The sequence below is a fragment of the Enterobacter sp. C4G1 genome (genome assembly GCF_052886895.1).
On sequence record NZ_JBQVVV010000001.1, the window covers coordinates 2548857 to 2565443 of the forward strand.

16 protein-coding genes are annotated in these 16587 nt (G+C 51.0%); 5 read left to right on the forward strand and 11 right to left on the reverse strand.

Translation table 11 applies throughout. From position 1 onward, the window contains the following. Positions 1–8: 8 nt before the first annotated feature. Complete coding sequence (locus ACT9TW_RS12230) at positions 9–917, reverse strand: LysR family transcriptional regulator (protein WP_446492499.1); 909 nt, start codon at positions 915–917, stop codon at positions 9–11. A gap of 205 nt (positions 918–1122) precedes the next feature. Between ACT9TW_RS12230 and bssR the strand changes: the two genes are divergently transcribed. Next, complete coding sequence (gene bssR / locus ACT9TW_RS12235) at positions 1123–1506, forward strand: biofilm formation regulator BssR (RefSeq protein ID WP_446492500.1); 384 nt, start codon at positions 1123–1125, stop codon at positions 1504–1506. A gap of 107 nt (positions 1507–1613) precedes the next feature. Further along, complete coding sequence (locus tag ACT9TW_RS12240) at positions 1614–2732, forward strand: PQQ-dependent sugar dehydrogenase (RefSeq protein WP_446492501.1); 1119 nt, start codon at positions 1614–1616, stop codon at positions 2730–2732. Here the strand turns inward: ACT9TW_RS12240 and ACT9TW_RS12245 are convergent, their stop codons facing one another. Next, on the reverse strand, positions 2733–3359 hold the full coding sequence (locus ACT9TW_RS12245) for a glutathione S-transferase family protein (RefSeq protein ID WP_446492502.1): 627 nt from the start codon (positions 3357–3359) through the stop codon (positions 2733–2735). A 257-nt stretch (positions 3360–3616) separates the two neighbouring features. Between ACT9TW_RS12245 and dacC the strand changes: the two genes are divergently transcribed. Continuing rightward, positions 3617–4819 carry a serine-type D-Ala-D-Ala carboxypeptidase gene (gene dacC / locus ACT9TW_RS12250; protein WP_014069493.1) on the forward strand — a complete coding sequence of 401 codons (1203 nt, stop codon included), beginning with the start codon at positions 3617–3619 and terminating at the stop codon, positions 4817–4819. 68 nt (positions 4820–4887) lie between these two features. On the opposite strand, the gene deoR is transcribed toward dacC, so the two are convergent. From deoR to ACT9TW_RS12265, 3 genes are all read right to left on the reverse strand, one after another. Beyond that, a complete protein-coding gene (gene deoR, locus ACT9TW_RS12255) occupies positions 4888–5646 on the reverse strand; it encodes a DNA-binding transcriptional repressor DeoR (protein ID WP_446492503.1) in 759 nt (252 codons plus the stop codon). A 67-nt stretch (positions 5647–5713) separates the two neighbouring features. Next, on the reverse strand, positions 5714–6322 hold the full coding sequence (gene ybjG / locus ACT9TW_RS12260; protein ID WP_446492504.1) for an undecaprenyl-diphosphate phosphatase: 609 nt from the start codon (positions 6320–6322) through the stop codon (positions 5714–5716). Positions 6323–6329: 7 nt separating this feature from the next. Next, positions 6330–7058, reverse strand: a complete 729-nt coding sequence (locus ACT9TW_RS12265) for a phosphatase PAP2 family protein (protein WP_446492505.1) — start codon at positions 7056–7058, stop codon at positions 6330–6332. Positions 7059–7291: 233 nt separating this feature from the next. Here ACT9TW_RS12265 and ACT9TW_RS12270 point away from each other — a divergent pair, with 233 nt between their 5' ends. Continuing rightward, positions 7292–8524: an MdfA family multidrug efflux MFS transporter gene (locus ACT9TW_RS12270; protein ID WP_446492506.1), complete on the forward strand. Its 1233-nt coding sequence runs from the start codon at positions 7292–7294 to the stop codon at positions 8522–8524. Between the two features lie 473 nt (positions 8525–8997). Here ACT9TW_RS12270 and ACT9TW_RS12275 read toward each other — a convergent pair whose 3' ends face one another. Next, positions 8998–9810: a Cof-type HAD-IIB family hydrolase gene (locus tag ACT9TW_RS12275; RefSeq protein WP_446492507.1), complete on the reverse strand. Its 813-nt coding sequence runs from the start codon at positions 9808–9810 to the stop codon at positions 8998–9000. Further along, positions 9800–11014 carry an MFS transporter gene (locus tag ACT9TW_RS12280; protein ID WP_446492508.1) on the reverse strand — a complete coding sequence of 405 codons (1215 nt, stop codon included), beginning with the start codon at positions 11012–11014 and terminating at the stop codon, positions 9800–9802. The genes ACT9TW_RS12275 and ACT9TW_RS12280 overlap by 11 nt, the downstream gene beginning before the upstream one ends. A gap of 82 nt (positions 11015–11096) precedes the next feature. Between ACT9TW_RS12280 and ACT9TW_RS12285 the strand changes: the two genes are divergently transcribed. Further along, on the forward strand, positions 11097–11648 hold the full coding sequence (locus tag ACT9TW_RS12285) for a TetR/AcrR family transcriptional regulator (protein WP_446492509.1): 552 nt from the start codon (positions 11097–11099) through the stop codon (positions 11646–11648). Here the strand turns inward: ACT9TW_RS12285 and ACT9TW_RS12290 are convergent. The 4 genes from ACT9TW_RS12290 to ACT9TW_RS12305 all read right to left on the reverse strand — a co-directional run bounded on the left by ACT9TW_RS12290 (position 11645) and on the right by ACT9TW_RS12305 (position 16580). Continuing rightward, entirely contained in the window at positions 11645–12421 is a 777-nt protein-coding gene (locus ACT9TW_RS12290; RefSeq protein ID WP_446492510.1) for an SDR family NAD(P)-dependent oxidoreductase, read from the reverse strand. The two genes, ACT9TW_RS12285 and ACT9TW_RS12290, sit on opposite strands and share 4 nt — an antisense overlap. Positions 12422–12808: 387 nt before the next feature. After that, a complete protein-coding gene (locus ACT9TW_RS12295) occupies positions 12809–13669 on the reverse strand; it encodes a pentapeptide repeat-containing protein (protein WP_446492511.1) in 861 nt (286 codons plus the stop codon). A gap of 117 nt (positions 13670–13786) precedes the next feature. Beyond that, on the reverse strand, positions 13787–14821 hold the full coding sequence (locus tag ACT9TW_RS12300; protein WP_446492512.1) for a phage integrase: 1035 nt from the start codon (positions 14819–14821) through the stop codon (positions 13787–13789). A gap of 82 nt (positions 14822–14903) precedes the next feature. Continuing rightward, positions 14904–16580, reverse strand: a complete 1677-nt coding sequence (locus tag ACT9TW_RS12305) for a DUF4041 domain-containing protein (RefSeq protein ID WP_446492513.1) — start codon at positions 16578–16580, stop codon at positions 14904–14906. Positions 16581–16587: the final 7 nt, after the last annotated feature.

A 16587-nucleotide genomic window follows, 5' to 3' on the forward strand; every position in this document is an offset into this window, starting at 1 on the left:
GAAGGGGGTTATTGCAACAAACCATCCAGTACAGAGGAGAGCAACGTGTTGTTCTCCTTTCTGTATGAGGAGTAAATGCTGAACTGTGGCAGCGGGAAATGCGTTTCGATTCGTTTGAGTTTATACATTTCCGAATAGGTGGCGAACGCCCGCTCAGGAATAATGCCCAGACATTCGGTTCTGGCAATGATGATTAAAATCGAGGCAAACGAGGTGGTCAGCAGACATCTCTCGCTGGAGCGAAATTTTTTATCCACGATGCTGCGATAATAAATAATCTTCTCATTGCGCGTGTTGTACCCCACCAGACTGGCATCGCGGAATAACGCCTCGGTGATCGTATCGCCATAACGAGGGTTATCCTGCGCCGCGACCAGTACCAGCTTCATATCGCACACTTTTTGACAGGCAATATTGCTGTTTTCAATGGCAAAGGTGGAGAACACCACGTCTGCCTGGCGCATATTCAGCAACTCTATTATTTTTTGCTCATTGAGGTCGGCGGTGCGGTGTAACAGGCTGATGTCGGAATTGGCCAGCAGCAGTTTTTCTGTTAGTTCAGGCACTACCAGTGGGGAGATAAAGGATTCGGTATACAGGGTCAGGCGCTTTTTGAGTGTCGGTGTCGAGCCTGGCAGTAGCGTCGAGAGACGGTCGATAATAGAGATGGTGTTGTCGTAAAGTTCATCTGAAAACACCGTAGGCAGCAGTATGTTCCCGCTGCGGACAAACAGGTTATCGCCCATCATTTCACGCAGTTTTCTCAGTGACTGACTCACCGCGGATGGTGAGATATTCAGCATGTCGGCCACTTTGGAAATACTTCCCACGCTATAAATTAAGCAAAAGATGGTCAGCAGGTTCAGGTCAATCTTTGATAATGAACATATTTTTTCTGACACTGGAATTGTCGACATATTCCCCTCAAGGTCTGCATGGTGACAGACAAAACAATCCTGTTAAAAAAATAGCATAGGCCTGATTGAAGCGCCTTACGGGGGGAGAAGTTGTAACATTGTAAATGATGTTAATCAGTTGCGTTTTATTGATCTGAGGCAGTAAATTGAACAAAAATTGTACTTATCCTGAAGGTGCACAAAGGCTGACAGAGGAGGAAATAGCATGTCCGTTGACAGACTGAAACGCGATCTGCTGAACAAGCTGATCAACGCCCGAATCGATCTTGCGGCTTACCTGCAACTGAGGACGGCGAAAGGGTATATGTCAGTCAGCGAAAGCGAACATCTGCGTGATAATTTCTTTGAACTTTGCAACTTCATGCGTGAAAAAGCACCCATCCTGAAAGCGGAGTACGCTGAAAGTGAGCTGTTGGCTCTGCGTCGTGCCGCCGAGGTGCTCTCCATCGCAGGGGTATGTTTGATGACCGGACGCCACGACTGCCCAACGTTTATTACCGTCAACGCGGAGAAGCTCGAACACTGCCTGACTACGATCTCTCTTTGCATCATGTGTCTGAACGAGCACGCCCAGCTCGAACAGCACTAAGCCCTGGGGGAGGCAACTCCCCCATCTGATTAAGCTTTTGTAAAAGTGATAACGCGCGCGGGCTGAGTAGCTAACCTTTATGCCATCTGCTGATAAAGGAGCGCGTTATGCATCGATCCTCGCTGATTTTCCTACCTGCATTGTTATTTCCCATTTCTCTGTTTGCTGCGCCCGGTGTGGTCAAGGTCGAGGTGTTGCAGAACAGGCTCGATCACCCCTGGTCGCTGGCATTTTTACCCAACAACAATGGCCTGCTGGTGACCTTACGTGGCGGGCAGCTCAGGCACTGGCAGGCAGGGAAGGGGCTTTCCGATCCGATTATTGGCGTCCCTAAGGTGTGGGCGAGCGGGCAGGGCGGCTTGTTGGATGTGGTACTGGCACCTGATTTCGCACAATCGCGGCGAGTCTGGCTAAGCTATGCCGAAGTGGGCCACGACGGGAAAGCCGGTACTGCGGTGGGGTATGGCCGCCTGAGCGACAATGTATCACGGATTGAAGGGTTCCAGGTGGTATTCCGCCAGATGCCAAAACTCTCGACGGGGAATCACTTCGGCGGAAGGCTGGTGTTCGACAACAAAGGGTATCTGTTTATCGGCCTTGGCGAAAACAACCAGCGACCGACCGCGCAGGCGCTGGACAAGCTACAGGGGAAAGTGGTGCGTCTGACGCAGGACGGAAAAGTCCCGCCAGATAACCCTTTTGTGAATACGCCCGGTGCGCGGCCTGAAATCTGGTCTTACGGCATTCGTAACCCGCAGGGCATGGCGATGAACCCCTGGAGCAACACGCTGTGGCTCAATGAACACGGCCCGCGCGGCGGGGATGAAATCAATATCCCGGAAAAAGGCAAAAACTACGGCTGGCCGCTGGCGACATACGGTATCAACTACAGCGGCCTGAAGATCCCGGAATCACAAGGCGAACAAGTTAAAGGTACTGAGCCACCGCTGTTTTACTGGAAAGTTTCGCCCGCCGTGAGCGGAATGGCGTTCTATAACAGCGATGTACACCCGCAGTGGAAGAACAAACTCTTTATTGGGGCGTTAAAGGAAAAGGCGGTGATTGTGCTGAGCGTTAAAAGCAACAGCGTAACCGAGGATGGCCGAATGCTGGAGGACAGAGGGCAGCGTATTCGCGATGTCCGCGTGGGGCCAGACGGGGCGCTGTATGTCCTGACGGACGAATCGGACGGGCAACTGCTGAAAGTCAGCCCGTCCGGGGGATAATCAGGAGACGGGCGTCATTACTGCATGTTGATAGGCCGGGCGCTCACTGAGCTGTTTGATCCAGCGTTCAAGGTGAGGACGTGGCGTCCACTTCAGCCCCATGTTGGTCAGATTCCAGACAAATGGTGCGACGGCAATATCGCCCACACCGAACGCGTCACCCGAGAACCATTTATGTTTCGCCAGTTCATCGTCCATTAACGCAAACAGTGTTTCGCAGGCGTCCTGCGCGGCGTGAATGGCCGGGTAATCACGTTCTGCTTCCGGGGTTCTGATAAGCCCCATCAGGATAACCCGGTGAGTTGGAGAGAGCGTCTGGTTCGCCCAGTCCATCCATTTTTCACCCTGGGCGCGTTTTGCCGGGCTTTCCACCCACAGGCGGCTCTGACCGTACTGGGCGGCAAGGTAACGCACGATGGTGTTGGATTCCCAGAGCGTAATGTTCGTTTCATCATCACGCAGCAGTGGCACCAGGCCGTTCGGGTTCATGGCCAGGTATTCAGCCTCTTTGTTCACCCCATACTGCAAACCCGCCATAATCTGCTTAAACGGTAAATCCAGCTCTTCCAGCGTCCAGAGGACTTTCTTAACGTTGGTTGAGTTGTTCCTGCCCCACAGCGTAATCATATTAACTCCCGAAATAGTCAAACAACCTGAGATGTGAATCAGAGCCAGCAATTCGACATGGTGAGATAAACCTAACAATTACGCAACAGAAGACAAAAAAATCACGCTGATCAAAGCGTATCCGGATGTTATTGCATAAACTTTAAAAACTTTACCTGGTTTAGGTTTCTTTAACAGATTTAGTGCGCTATTACTCATCGCTTCTTGCGACACGGTGATGTGACGTAATTTTTTGAATGGACACTCGGGTGGCATTTATGACGCAAAAAACTTCTTCTCTGCGCAGCCTGGCGGCAGGCTCTGCGCTTCTTTTTCTTTTTGCACCGACACTCTACGCAGCTGAGCAGGCGGCTCCTGAAGCCCCGCCTGTTGATGCGCGTGCCTGGATCTTAATGGATTACGCCAGCGGCAAAGTGCTGGCGGAAGGCAACGCCGACGAGCAGCTTGACCCGGCCAGCCTGACCAAAATAATGACCAGTTACGTGGTCGGTCAGGCGTTAAAAGCCGGTAAGATCAAGCTGGAAGATATGGTCACCATCGGGAAAGATGCCTGGGCGACCGGTAACCCCGCGCTGCGAGGCTCTTCGGTGATGTTCCTGAAGCCTGGCGATCAGGTTTCAGTCTCAGATTTAAATAAAGGGGTGATTATTCAGTCAGGTAACGATGCCTGTATCGCCCTGGCTGATTATGTCGCGGGCAGCCAGGACTCCTTCATTGGCCTGATGAACGGCTATGCCCAGAAGCTCGGGCTGAGCAATACCACCTTTAAAACCGTGCACGGCCTTGATGCGCCGGGTCAGTTCAGTACCGCGCGTGACATGGCGTTGTTAGGGAAGGCGCTTATCCACGACGTGCCGGACGAATACGCCATCCACAAAGAAAAAGAGTTTACCTTCAATAAGATCCGCCAGCCGAACCGCAACCGCCTGCTGTGGAGCAGCAACGTTAACGTTGATGGCATGAAGACCGGGACAACGGCAGGCGCGGGTTACAACCTTGTCGCTTCTGCAACTCAGGGCGATATGCGCCTGATTTCAGTGGTGCTGGGTACTAAAACCGACCGTATTCGCTTTAACGAATCGGAAAAACTGCTGACCTGGGGCTTCCGTTTCTTCGAAACCGTTACCCCTATCAAACCTGATGCCACCTTCATTAGCCAGCGAGTCTGGTTTGGCGACAAGAGCGAGGTCAACCTTGGCGCAGGCGAGGGTGGATCGGTAACCATTCCGCGTGGTCAGCTGAAAAACCTGAAAGCCAGCTATACCCTGACCGACAGCCAACTCACTGCGCCGCTGAAAAAAGGCCAGGTGGTCGGCACAATTGATTTCCAGCTTAATGGCAAATCGATTGAACAGCGTCCGCTGATTGTGATGGAAGCAGTAGAAGAGGGCGGGTTCTTTAGCCGGATGTGGGACTTCGTGATGATGAAATTCCACGGTTGGTTTGGTAGCTGGTTCTGATTTTTTTGCCGGGTGGCGGCTTCGCCTTACCCGGCCTACACTCTTCGCCCTTTCGCTGTGGGAGAGGGCTAATACATCAACCTAATCTGCTGTGCCTTCGCGTGGGCGACCAGCTCATCATCCGGGCGACAATCGCTTGCGATCGCGTCAAAGCGTGCCAGCTCGGCCATTCGCGCTGAACGGACCTTGCCAAACTTACTGTGATCAACCACCAGGACATGATACTGCGCTGCGTTTAACGCCCAGTGCTTCACCGGTAACTCTTCCAGGTTAAAACAGGTTGCCCCCTGCTGCACATTGACCCCGGCCGCGGAATAAAAGGCGATATCCGGGCACAGGTTACTGAGCGTGTCCTGGAGATTAAGCGGCTTGAAGATAGCATTGCTGGCGTGGAACTCACCGCCGCAGAGAATCACCCGACACTCGGGTTTTTCCTGCAAGGCAAGGAAGGTGTTCAGCGAATAGCAAACGGCGGTAAAAGGCAGGCTGCTGTCGATGGCTTCGATTATCCACGGGGTTGTTGTCCCGCAATCAAAGAATAACGTCTGATGAGGCTGTACCAGAGAGGCGGCCTGACGCGCGGCTTTACGCTTTTCTTCGACCAGACGCGTCTTTTGGTCGCTTATCAGATAATGGCTGGCGCTGCGGGGCTCAAGAACAATATACCCGCCCAGCAGCACGACGGGCGCGCTGTCGCTGTTCAGGTCACGACGAATGGTCATCTCAGAAACGCCAAGCAGGTTTGCGGCTTCTTTAAGATGCAGCTTATCACTGCGCTTCAGCGCCTGAAGCAGCTGAGCAATGCGGTCATCGCGACGTGTTTCCATAATTCCTCGGGGTAAAAAAGTGAGCCCCCGCAATGCGGGGGCTCAAGTGTAACCTGTTGGACTGGGGTTAGTCACGCACCCAACCCTTGCGGATCGGGATGGCAAAAAGCGTGCGATAAAGCTGCGACAGCCCGTTATAAAGCGCCTGACCAAACAGACTCCACAGGATCGCCGCGCTCACGCAGCCAATCAATCCAACGAGGAAACCGCCCACCATATCCAGCGGCCAGTGCACGCCCAGATAGATGCGCGACCAGGCGATAGCGACGGCAACAACCATCAGCACAGCGCCAGACCAGATGCGGTGCCAGAACAGGAACGCCAGCGCGAAGGTAAAGATCACAGTACCGTGATCGCTTGGGAAGGAGTCATCCGGCGCATGGTGCAGGAAGGTATAACCCACATGATCAACGAAAGGACGATCGTGAGGAAAAATATGCCCAAGCGCAAAGCTTGCCAGCACGCTCACCCCAAGCGCCATGGCAACTTTGATCACCAGTTGACGCTGGGAGTTGACCTGGCTGCGCGGGCCCCACAGCCAGAGGATCGCGGCAAGGAGTGGAACAATGCTAATCAGATCCTTTGCAAAAAAGGTGGCGATATCGATAGACCACTCCGGGGAAGCCGGTGTGGCGTTGATCAGATAAAACAGCCCGTAATTCAGATGTTCTAACATAGTGTCGTTACTCTTTAGCAAACCGGGTGGAAACAAGTCCGTAGACCACCACCTGAGAAAACCAGACCCACCACCCAGCCCACAGGTTGTGAGAGAAGAAATGCGCCCCGCGCATGACCTGGCCGTAACCCATTGCCAGACCTAACACAACGCCCAGCACAACGAAGCTCCATGCCAGACGAGGGCGCTCGCGCCAGAAGGCAAAAAACAGACCCATGACCATAAAACCGCTGGAGGCGTGTCCACCCGGGAAGCAGCGACCCGGGCCACTGTCTGCCGGAGCAGCGCTGAACAGGGGATAAGAGACTGCCTTACCGCCATATTCCACCAGATCCCACGGACAACTGTGATGGCTAACGCTTTTCAGCACGCCAACGACCAGTGCACCAAGCCCCATCAACAGCGCGGCGGTAACCAGCCTCGTGTTACGCTTGTACGCGCCGTAAAACAATGCCACCGCGCCTAAGGCAATGGCGATGTACTTCGCCAGCCGATGATTTAATAAATCCAGCAGCGGGTTTTGCTGCAACGGGAAGCGCTGCGCTGCGGCGTCATACCAAAAGCCTGTTATCCATCTGTCGAGCGTTTCATCGCGAGATAGCCAGGTAAACAAAACGGCAAGGACTATCAGCACGAAAAGCTGATAACCATAAAAGCGGCCCGGCAAACGGTAAAGTCGTTTTGTCTTATTTGTCGGTAACTTAGATAATTCTGAACGGCTGGAGGTTTGTGCCATAATTAAGGTCAGTGACGTGAAATGTGGCTATCATATTAGTGTCAACTTAAGGAAACCTTAAACAACGACGATATACTCGCCATACTCCAGGTTGCCTGTGCATCGCCGCCTTTATGCAATCTGAATTATTCAGGATAGAGGTGCTTTATTTCTGTTTCTCCTCGATAAATGACTATCTCAGGAAGCAGCATTTCATTACACTCACCGCGATTTTTTCATCATAAAGAGACTGCATGTTAAACCGTTCTTCTTCCGGTAATCGTCTGGGACGTCAGGCGTTACTTTTCCCTCTGTGTCTGGTGCTCTACGAATTCTCAACCTACATCGGCAACGATATGATCCAGCCGGGTATGTTGGCTGTTGTCGAACAGTACAACGCAGGTATTGAGTGGGTACCGACCTCCATGACCGCTTATCTGGCTGGCGGCATGTTTTTACAGTGGCTGTTAGGCCCGCTGTCAGATCGTATTGGCCGTCGCCCGGTGATGCTGACGGGCGTGGTGTGGTTTATCGTGACCTGCCTTGCCACGCTACTGGCGCAAAACATTGAGCAATTTACGCTGCTGCGTTTCCTGCAAGGGGTGAGCCTGTGCTTTATCGGTGCGGTGGGCTATGCGGCGATTCAGGAATCCTTTGAAGAAGCGGTGTGCATCAAAATTACTGCGCTGATGGCGAACGTCGCGCTGATTGCTCCCTTGCTTGGGCCGCTGGTGGGGGCTGCATGGGTGCATGTCGCGCCGTGGGAGGGGATGTTTATTCTCTTTGCAGTGCTTGCGGCTATCTCCTTCTTTGGCCTGCATCGGGCGATGCCGGAAACCGCCACCCGGTTGGGTGAAAAGCTGTCCCTTAAAGAGCTGGGACGCGATTACAAAGAAGTGCTGAAAAACGTCCGTTTTGTGGCGGGCGCGCTGGCAACGGGTTTTGTCAGCCTGCCATTGCTGGCGTGGATTGCGCAGTCACCGGTCATTATCATCAGCGGCGAGCAGCTCAGCAGCTATGAGTATGGCCTGCTACAGGTGCCGATTTTTGGCGCGCTGATTATCGGTAACCTGGTGCTGGCGCGTCTGACTTCGCGTCGTACCGTACGTTCGTTGATTATCATGGGCGGCTGGCCGATTGCGGCAGGGCTGATTGTAGCAGCTGTGGCGACTGTGGCGTCATCACACGCTTACCTGTGGATGACCGCCGGGCTGAGTCTTTATGCTTTTGGCATTGGGCTGGCGAACGCCGGGCTGGTTCGCCTGACGCTGTTTGCCAGTGATATGAGTAAAGGTACGGTGTCTGCCGCAATGGGCATGTTACAGATGCTGATTTTTACTGTCGGTATCGAGGTGAGCAAGCACGCTTACGCGTTGGGTGGCAATGGGTTGTTCAGCCTGTTTAACCTCGCCAACGGCGTGCTGTGGGTTGCCCTGATGGTAGTGTTCCTGAAGGATAAACGTGTCGGGAATGCGTTGCAGCCGTAATTTGTTGATTCCCTCTCCCTGAGGAAGAGGAGCCCCAGTTATTTTTTCGATATAAAGCGGTTAAATGATGTCATTAGATTAAACATCTTACAGCGGCTCCATGGTCCGGCTGAAAATCGCCGAAGCGTTTCCTGTAGGCCGGGGCGAGGCGCATGGATGCGCCGAGAGGGCGCGACTTGCATGGACGCTTCATCGCGCCCGACCCGAAAGCCGAAAGGAATAAGCTGAGGGTATCGCACAGCGACGATTTTCTTGCCGGGAGCCCGGGTCGCCAGGGTAGCGGCGGTGAGCTACCCTGGCACGTTCACCGGTATTGTGGTGACAGAGTAGCAAGGAACATAAAGTGAACGGAATAACCACCACAGCCGTATGTTCCCCCTCACCCCAGCCCTCTCCCCAAAAAGGAGAGGGAGCCGTCCGTGCTCGTATTTTTTGTGGTGATCCCTCAACCCTTTGGGAGAGGGAACATCAACTCAATTAAATGGCGCTTCGCCGTTCAACACTTTCTCAATCACATCCAGCACACCTTCATCGTTGTTGTGCGGCGCTTCAAACCGGGCGACCTCTTTAATGTGAGGTCTTGCATTGGCCATCGCAAAGCTAAAGCCCGACTGACGCAGCATTTCCACGTCGTTTCCGCTGTCGCCAAAGGCCACTACCTCACCGTTTTCGATACCCCAGTGCCGCTGTAAAATCCGCAGGCCATTGGCTTTATGCACGCCGGGGATAATCAGGTCGATACTGCCGTGGCCCGTGGTGACGGGCACCATGATATCGCCCAGCTTCTCATGCAGCATCGGCTGGATGCGCGGGATTTCGTCATCTGAAACATTAAGCCCAAATTTGAAGAAGATATCGTTCAGATTGTCGAAGTTATCAACCATTTCAAGTCGGTGGTAGTACTGGGCGGCAATCGCCTTGAAGCCGTCATTGTAGGATTTCAGTGTATAGGCGCTGCCTTTCCCGCAGGCGATGATCTCCACTTCCGGGACATCGCTTAACACGGCTGCCACGGTGGCGAAGTCGGCTTTCGACAGTTCACCGTTAAACACGTCTTCACCGGCATTCACCACCCAGCCGCCGTTTTCGGCCACAAAGGCTATCTCGCGCGCGATTTCCGGGAAGAATGAAATCAACTGGTAATACTGGTTTCCGCTGGCGACAACAAAGCGAATGCCTTGTTCTTTCATGCGCGCATATTGCGCCAGAAAACGCTCACGATTGTAGGTTTTCGCATCGCTCAGGAAGGTGCCATCCATGTCGACTGCAATCAGTTTAACGCTCATATCCCTTCTCCAGTGTCGTGTGTTCTGCTTCCGGTTTTGCCACCGCGCGCGCCACCAGCGCCGCAATCATGACCAACCCTAACACCACCAGCATGGCGCTACGCAACCCGTAGTGCTCACCCAGGAAACCGAGCAGTGGCGGGCCCACCAGGAAGGCGAGGTAACCTGTCGTGGCAACCACGCTGACGCGCGTTGGGGCATCCGGACCGGTGTCGCTGGCGGCGGAAATGGTCAGCGGGAAGCCCAGCGATGCGCCAAGCCCCCATAAAATCACCGAGACGCCGGCAATCCAGTCGACATCCACAAAGATGATCATCGCAATTCCCAGCCCGCCCAGCAGGGCACTGGCACGAACCACCGTCACGCGGCTGTAGCGGTCGATGAACCAGCCGCCGGTAAAGCGACCAACGGTCATACCCAGCGTAAACCCGGCGTAAATCAGCGAGCCGGAGGTTGGACTAAATCCGTGGCCATCTACCATCAGCAGCGGTAGCCAGTCATTTGCGGAGCCTTCGGCAAAAGCCATGGCCAGCACCACCACGCCTATCAGCATCAGCTGCATGTCGCGGTAAAACGGCAATCCTTTCTCCGCCGATTTTTGCTCGTCAGCGGTGTTTTTGCCCGTCCCACCAGGGATTGCTCTGATCCCGGTAAGAATGGGCACAATGCAGACCAGCGCAGCCAGTACAATATGCAGACTGGCGGCGATCCCGAACGCCGTGAGCGCCATCCCGACGCCAGCGCCTGCCAGCGTGCCGAGGCTGTAAAAGCCATGCATCATTGGCAGCACGGTTTTGTTCATTTCACGCTCAACGGCTGCCCCTTCAACGTTTATCGCCACTTCGGCTGCACCAAAACTGCCGCCAAACACCGTCAGACCCAGGGCAAACAGTACCGGGGAGGCGAACCACAACGCCAGGCTCAGTACCATCATCCCGAATACCGCGCAGCACATGGTGGTGCGAATGACTGCGCGCGTACCAAAACGCTTCACCAGCCATGCGGAGCAGAGAATACCGCTCATTGAGCCTACCGACAGGCCAAACAGCACAATGCCCATTTCCGCGGTTGATACCGACAAAATGTCGCGGATGGCGGGCGTGCGGGTCGCCCAGGATGCCATAAGCAGCCCGGGGATAAAGAAGAACATAAAGAGTGCCCACATGCGCAGTCGCAGGGCTTTACGGGGTGAGGTCACTGTCATTGAGGTAAGCACCAGAAGTACAACAATAGCGACAACACTACCAAGTTTGTGTACATTTGTACATAAACGAGATGAGGATTTTATGAGCAGACCACCGAACGATCCCAACCGCCGGGAGAAGATACTCCGGGCCACGCTGGATACCATTGCAGAACACGGGATCCATGCGGTTACGCACCGTAAAATTGCCAGTTGTGCAGGTGTGCCGCTGGGATCAATGACCTACTATTTTGACGGTAAGGAATCGCTGCTTGAAGAGGCGTTCACGTGGTTTACGCAGCAGATGTCGCAGCAGTATCGCGACTACTTTGCAGGCGTTAACGGCCCGGAAATGGCCTGTGAATCTATCACCACCTTAATCCACAGTTCGGAAGTCACCACGCCGCACAATATGGAGCTGATGTATCAACTGTATGCCTTTATGAACCGCAGCCCTGCGCTCAAAACGGTGATGCAGGACTGGATGAAAATGAGCCAGAACACGCTTGAGCAGTGGTTTGACCCGGTCACTGCCCGCGCGCTGGATGCGTTTATTGAAGGCATGACGCTGCACTTTGTAACAGACCGACAGCCGTTATCACGGGAAGAGATCCGTATGATGGTGGGGAGGATTGCGGGTGAGGGCAGGCGCTAGTAAGTGGTTGCGCCGGCCGTCATATTCACCACCGCGCCCGTCATCGCATTCGCTTCATCCGAGGCCAGAAACGCGATGGTGTTTGCCACCTGTGCCAGTGTCGGCAGGCGTTTTAGCATGGTGCCTTGTGCCGCACCACCTAAAAACGCATCCACCGAAATGCCCATTCCCTTTGCCTTTAGGGCAAACAATTCACCCACATACGAACCCGCCTGAACCGCATCGACAATGGCGTGGGAGCGTACGCACAGCACCCGGATATTTTTCGGCCCCAACTCACCGGCGAGCGCCCGTGTAAAAGCCTCTATTCCCGCACACCCCACGATATGCCCGAGATGGCCCGGCATGGACATATTCGCAGCCGGTGCGACGACAGTGATGATACAGCCTGCACGCTCGGTGCCCATTTTCGGTGAAACGGCTTTTGCGATGTTGAAGTACGCGGTGAGGAAAGGATCGAATCCCTGTCTGAATTCGGACAGAGTTAATTCATCGATGCGTTTACCCTGATCGTGCATAAAACCGGTGGCGTTAACCACCACGTCGATGCTGGTGATGGCCGGAAGCGGGTCGGAGCCATGGAGAGCATCGAAGATAAATGTACTGGCCGTGCCGCCTGCGGCGCGGATGCTTTCTGCTGTGGCGTCCAGTCTGGCCTGGTCACGCGCGCCGAGGTATACGTGCGCTCCTTCGCGTGCCAGAGCATGTGCCACCGCGCTGCCGATTGCGCCGCTGCCGCCAAAGATGAGCGCGGTCTGGTGTTTGAGTTGCATGTGTCCACCTTTGTCAGTCCGGGTGAACCAAAAGTATGTACGATGGGCGGTAAATTGACGAGGGAAGGGGAATTTCAGGCAACAAAAAACCCATTTATGTAAACGGGTTAGTGAAAACAACGACTTGCAATACTATCAATGAGTTAGGTTGGTGATAAGGAGTGGCGATTATGGGGCAATGCCAACCGCTGCCGCCACTTTGTCGCCATTTTCAAATGGGGGGGGAAGCACTAACTCTTGAAGCTGTTAAGTATGTCTCATCCGTTACTTAATCATCGAAACATTATTGACATCCAGAGAGCTTTATCATCAAATAGAAGACAGAGGAGATGTTGGTCAACTGAAGCTTGCTTCAGCCACGGGGTTCAATTCCCCCACTTCCTCATATCATTTGGAAAATTTTACATCTGGCCTCATTGTTTTAATTTGACTAATTATGCTTTGTTCCGCAATTATGTAATGTAGATCGGACGCCTTACATAGTTCAGTAATATCTATATTCGTAGCGTTTTTTAAGTTAGTACGACTTAAATTGCAACCTTCAAAATTTACACCTTCAAAACTCGAACCTGCAAAAATAGAACTTTTAAAGTTACTGTTTTTGAAGTTTGCATTTTTAAAATCACAATTATTGAATTTATTACCCACAGATATCGTTTTTTCAAAATTAGTATTTCTAAAGTTACAAGAGTCAAACCTTGCGTTTCTAATTTTGCTTTCTGAAAAGTCTGATGACCTTAACGAAGTTTCAATTACAGAAAGTGTGTTTATATATACTTTTTTCGCATTCAAAGCAGTAAAATCCGATTTTCTTATCTTAACATCACGAATTTCAACGCCAGCGCCTCCAATTGCGATTCGATGTAGTGTATATATATCATGACCAAGTGATGACAGCCTTTTTAATATTCCGACTTTCCTTAAATTTAGCTGGATGTCGTCGTACTTAGCAATGTCACTTAATTCATTAAGCATCGAGGATATAATCGAATTGCTCTCTCCCTTTTTGTGGAAATAGAATAAGATTACCCCAAACACAAAAAAGTCAACTACTGATGAGTTTAGGTTGACTAAAACCCCTTCCCAGAATTGTTTATTATAAAGGCCGGCGAAGGTATTTGGTAGTATATGAATGCTTAACCAAGGAAAGAAAGCTGTTAATAAAAATACTATCAATAAATAAATACTGAATGTACTTAATGCAGCGAACACGGGACGTTCATAAAAGTAGGCAAGAACTTTTTTCATAAATCGATGGTCCAGTTCCATTTAAAACTTTGTTTGATCACTATTATTGATAGCGTAAATGTAACAGTTAGTTGTGTGTTTTTAAATTGAAAATTAATTTCAATAAGAATTGTTTTTTCATATGCTTAGCACATCACTGGCCTTAAGGGTTGCCAAGGGATTGAAGCGTAAAGCGGTTTCAAGGTGGTCAGGTGCCAGGTGAGCATAGCGCATGGTCATTTTTATGTCGTGATGGCCCAGGATTTTCTGCAGGGCAAGGATGTTTCCACCGGACATCATAAAGTGTGCTGCGAACGTATGGCGCAGAACGTGGGTGAGCTGGCCACGCGGAAGGACGATGGAGGTTTTCTCCATCACGGATAGAAACTGGAAGTAGCAGTCAGTAAAGAACTTGAAGCCGTCCAGGGCAATTATTTCCTCGTACAGTTCTTTGCTAATTGGAATACTGCGGTTCTTCTTGCCTTTCGTTCTGACAAACGTGATTCGATACTTTGTAACCTGTGAGCGGGTGAGGTTCACCGCTTCACGCCAGCGCGCGCCGGTACTCAGGCAGATCTTAACGACCAGAGCGAGGAGGGCACTTTGGCGTTGGCAGTCGTACAAAAGCTCGGTGATCTGTTTATGCGTCAGCCAGGCCATTTCCTTCTCGGCAATGGTGAACTTGCGCATGTTCTCTAGCGGGTTCGGTGCTGTCCATTCGCCGAGACGGGCCAGTTCGCTAAAAACTCCGCTGAGATAGCTTTGCTCAAGGTTAATAGTTACCGGGCTGGCACCTTTCTTCCATTTCTCACTGAAATAGATTTCACCCGTCAGGCGTTTGTCACGATAATGCGCGAACAATTTCGAGCTGAGATCAGTAGCAAGAGGGTTTCCGAGTGCAGCTACCATCAGGACCAGCTTGTCGTAAACATGCTCGCCAGCGGTAAGGGATTTGCCATGCAGTTTGAACCAGAGTTCAACAACGTCTTTCAGAGTTCGACGGTCTACCGATTCACCCAGCCAAGGCTTAGCTTCTGCCTCATCCATCGTGTGACGCTCAAAAGCCAGAGCTTCGCCTTTGGTGGCAAACTGCTTACGCACACGACGCCCATTACGCCCGGCGGGGTAGCATTCGCAAATCCATTTTCCTGAGTCGAGTTTTCGTACTGCCATAAAAAAGCCCTCATGTCTGAGGGCTAAATTTAACTGTATATACAAACAGTGGTCAATGTATGATTACGTGAAATCACCTATGTCAGGCAACAACGAGTTCTTCGTTTGCAACCTGCGCGGCTGAGCGTTCATTCTCAATTGCGAGAGACTCTCTATATTCTTTGGCATCTGCAAACATCGTCCAATGTGCATCGATATTCAAATTGGCTACAGTTGATTTAATATCTTTAATTCCGACATTAAAGAATTCTTTCCGAGAATTAACCTTGTTAACCTGTTTTTCATTAAATACTTTATGCAAGTGATTCTCTAATGATGGTGCATCATCACTGTAGATCATTGCATGTACATCAAAGGCGAATGGAACACTGGCATCACCAAGTTCACGAACACGGTCTAGAGGTTCGAGGCGTCGCGTCATGCCAATTTTATAAACATTTTCGCCGAACGAGCCTATGTTACTAATTACATAGACATGACCTGAGCGTGTTTGTTGAGCCATTGAAATAGCACGCTGGTTTTTGGCCTCAGCCTCTTCGAATTTAATTTGTAATTCAGCCAGTTTCTGCTCAAGGGCGAGTCGTTGCTCTTCACCTGCAAGCATCAGCTCTTTAGTAGCCTTGTCTATAGCCTGCTGAATTGTTTTCTCTTCTTTCTCGGCTTCTTTTATCGCTCTTTCGTATTCTCGACGTGCTTTTTCTTCTTCGCGCAACTGCTCTTTGATGCGCCTTTGTTCTTCTTTTTCTTCGAGCATAATTTCATTAACTGCAACGCCCCATTTCAGTTCGTTGAGTCGGGCTTGTAAGAATATATCAGTAATCTTTGCCGACCTAAAAGCTGAGCCGTTATAATTCACAAGCTGAAATGCGTCTTTAATTTCCTGGGAAAGTTTACCGTAATTGTTATGTTTGATTTTAGAAAGTGTACTATCAACTTTGCCATTGAACGCATCTAATACAAATTTTATCGCAGTATTACGTCTATTAGGTTCGACATAATCACAACTTGCCGCTTTGCTCGTTTTGATTAGAGATTTTGTTAACTCTCTGGCTTTTTGTAGCTCTCTGCCTGCATCAGTAAATTCATAATTCTCTGCAAGTTCATCCAGGACGCTTCGGTTTGGAACAATCCATTCATCACCGTACCCTTCAATTTTATTTTTCATTGACTTGGCTACAGCTTGATAGGTTTCTGCAAATTCTTTTGCTTCATAAGCAGAGCCGGCGATTTCTTTTGCTCTAATCTCTGCATCAGCGACTATTTTCATTGCATTATCATTAGCATTGGAGATTAGCTCATCGGCCCTACTATTGGCGCTATCCAATCGTTCCTTGGCTTTTAAACGAGCATCGCGAGCATCTTTAGTTATTACAACTGCTTCGTTATTTGCATTACTTATCGTTAGTCGGGCTTGGTTATTTGCTTCAAAAACGATGTTGGATGCTAAAAGTTGTGCTTCATTCACTGTGCTTTTAGCAATCGAGTCTGCTGTTTTTATCGTCTTTTCTGCATCCAGAACGGCACTATGCAGTTCTTCATATTGCCACAAAGGAGCAGCTCTTCCTTCCAGCTCTGAGTGCTCTCTTATAGCGTTCGCTAAATGTTCTTGGCTTTCACTTAATTCATTCGAAAGAACTATCTTTTGATGATTAAGTGCCTCGATCTCTGTCTTATGTTGTTTGCTCTTCTTGAGCAAAATAACAGTAAGGATGGGGGCGAGTAAGGCCAACAGCAAAACTACAACAAGAAACAAATCCATTTCTAAA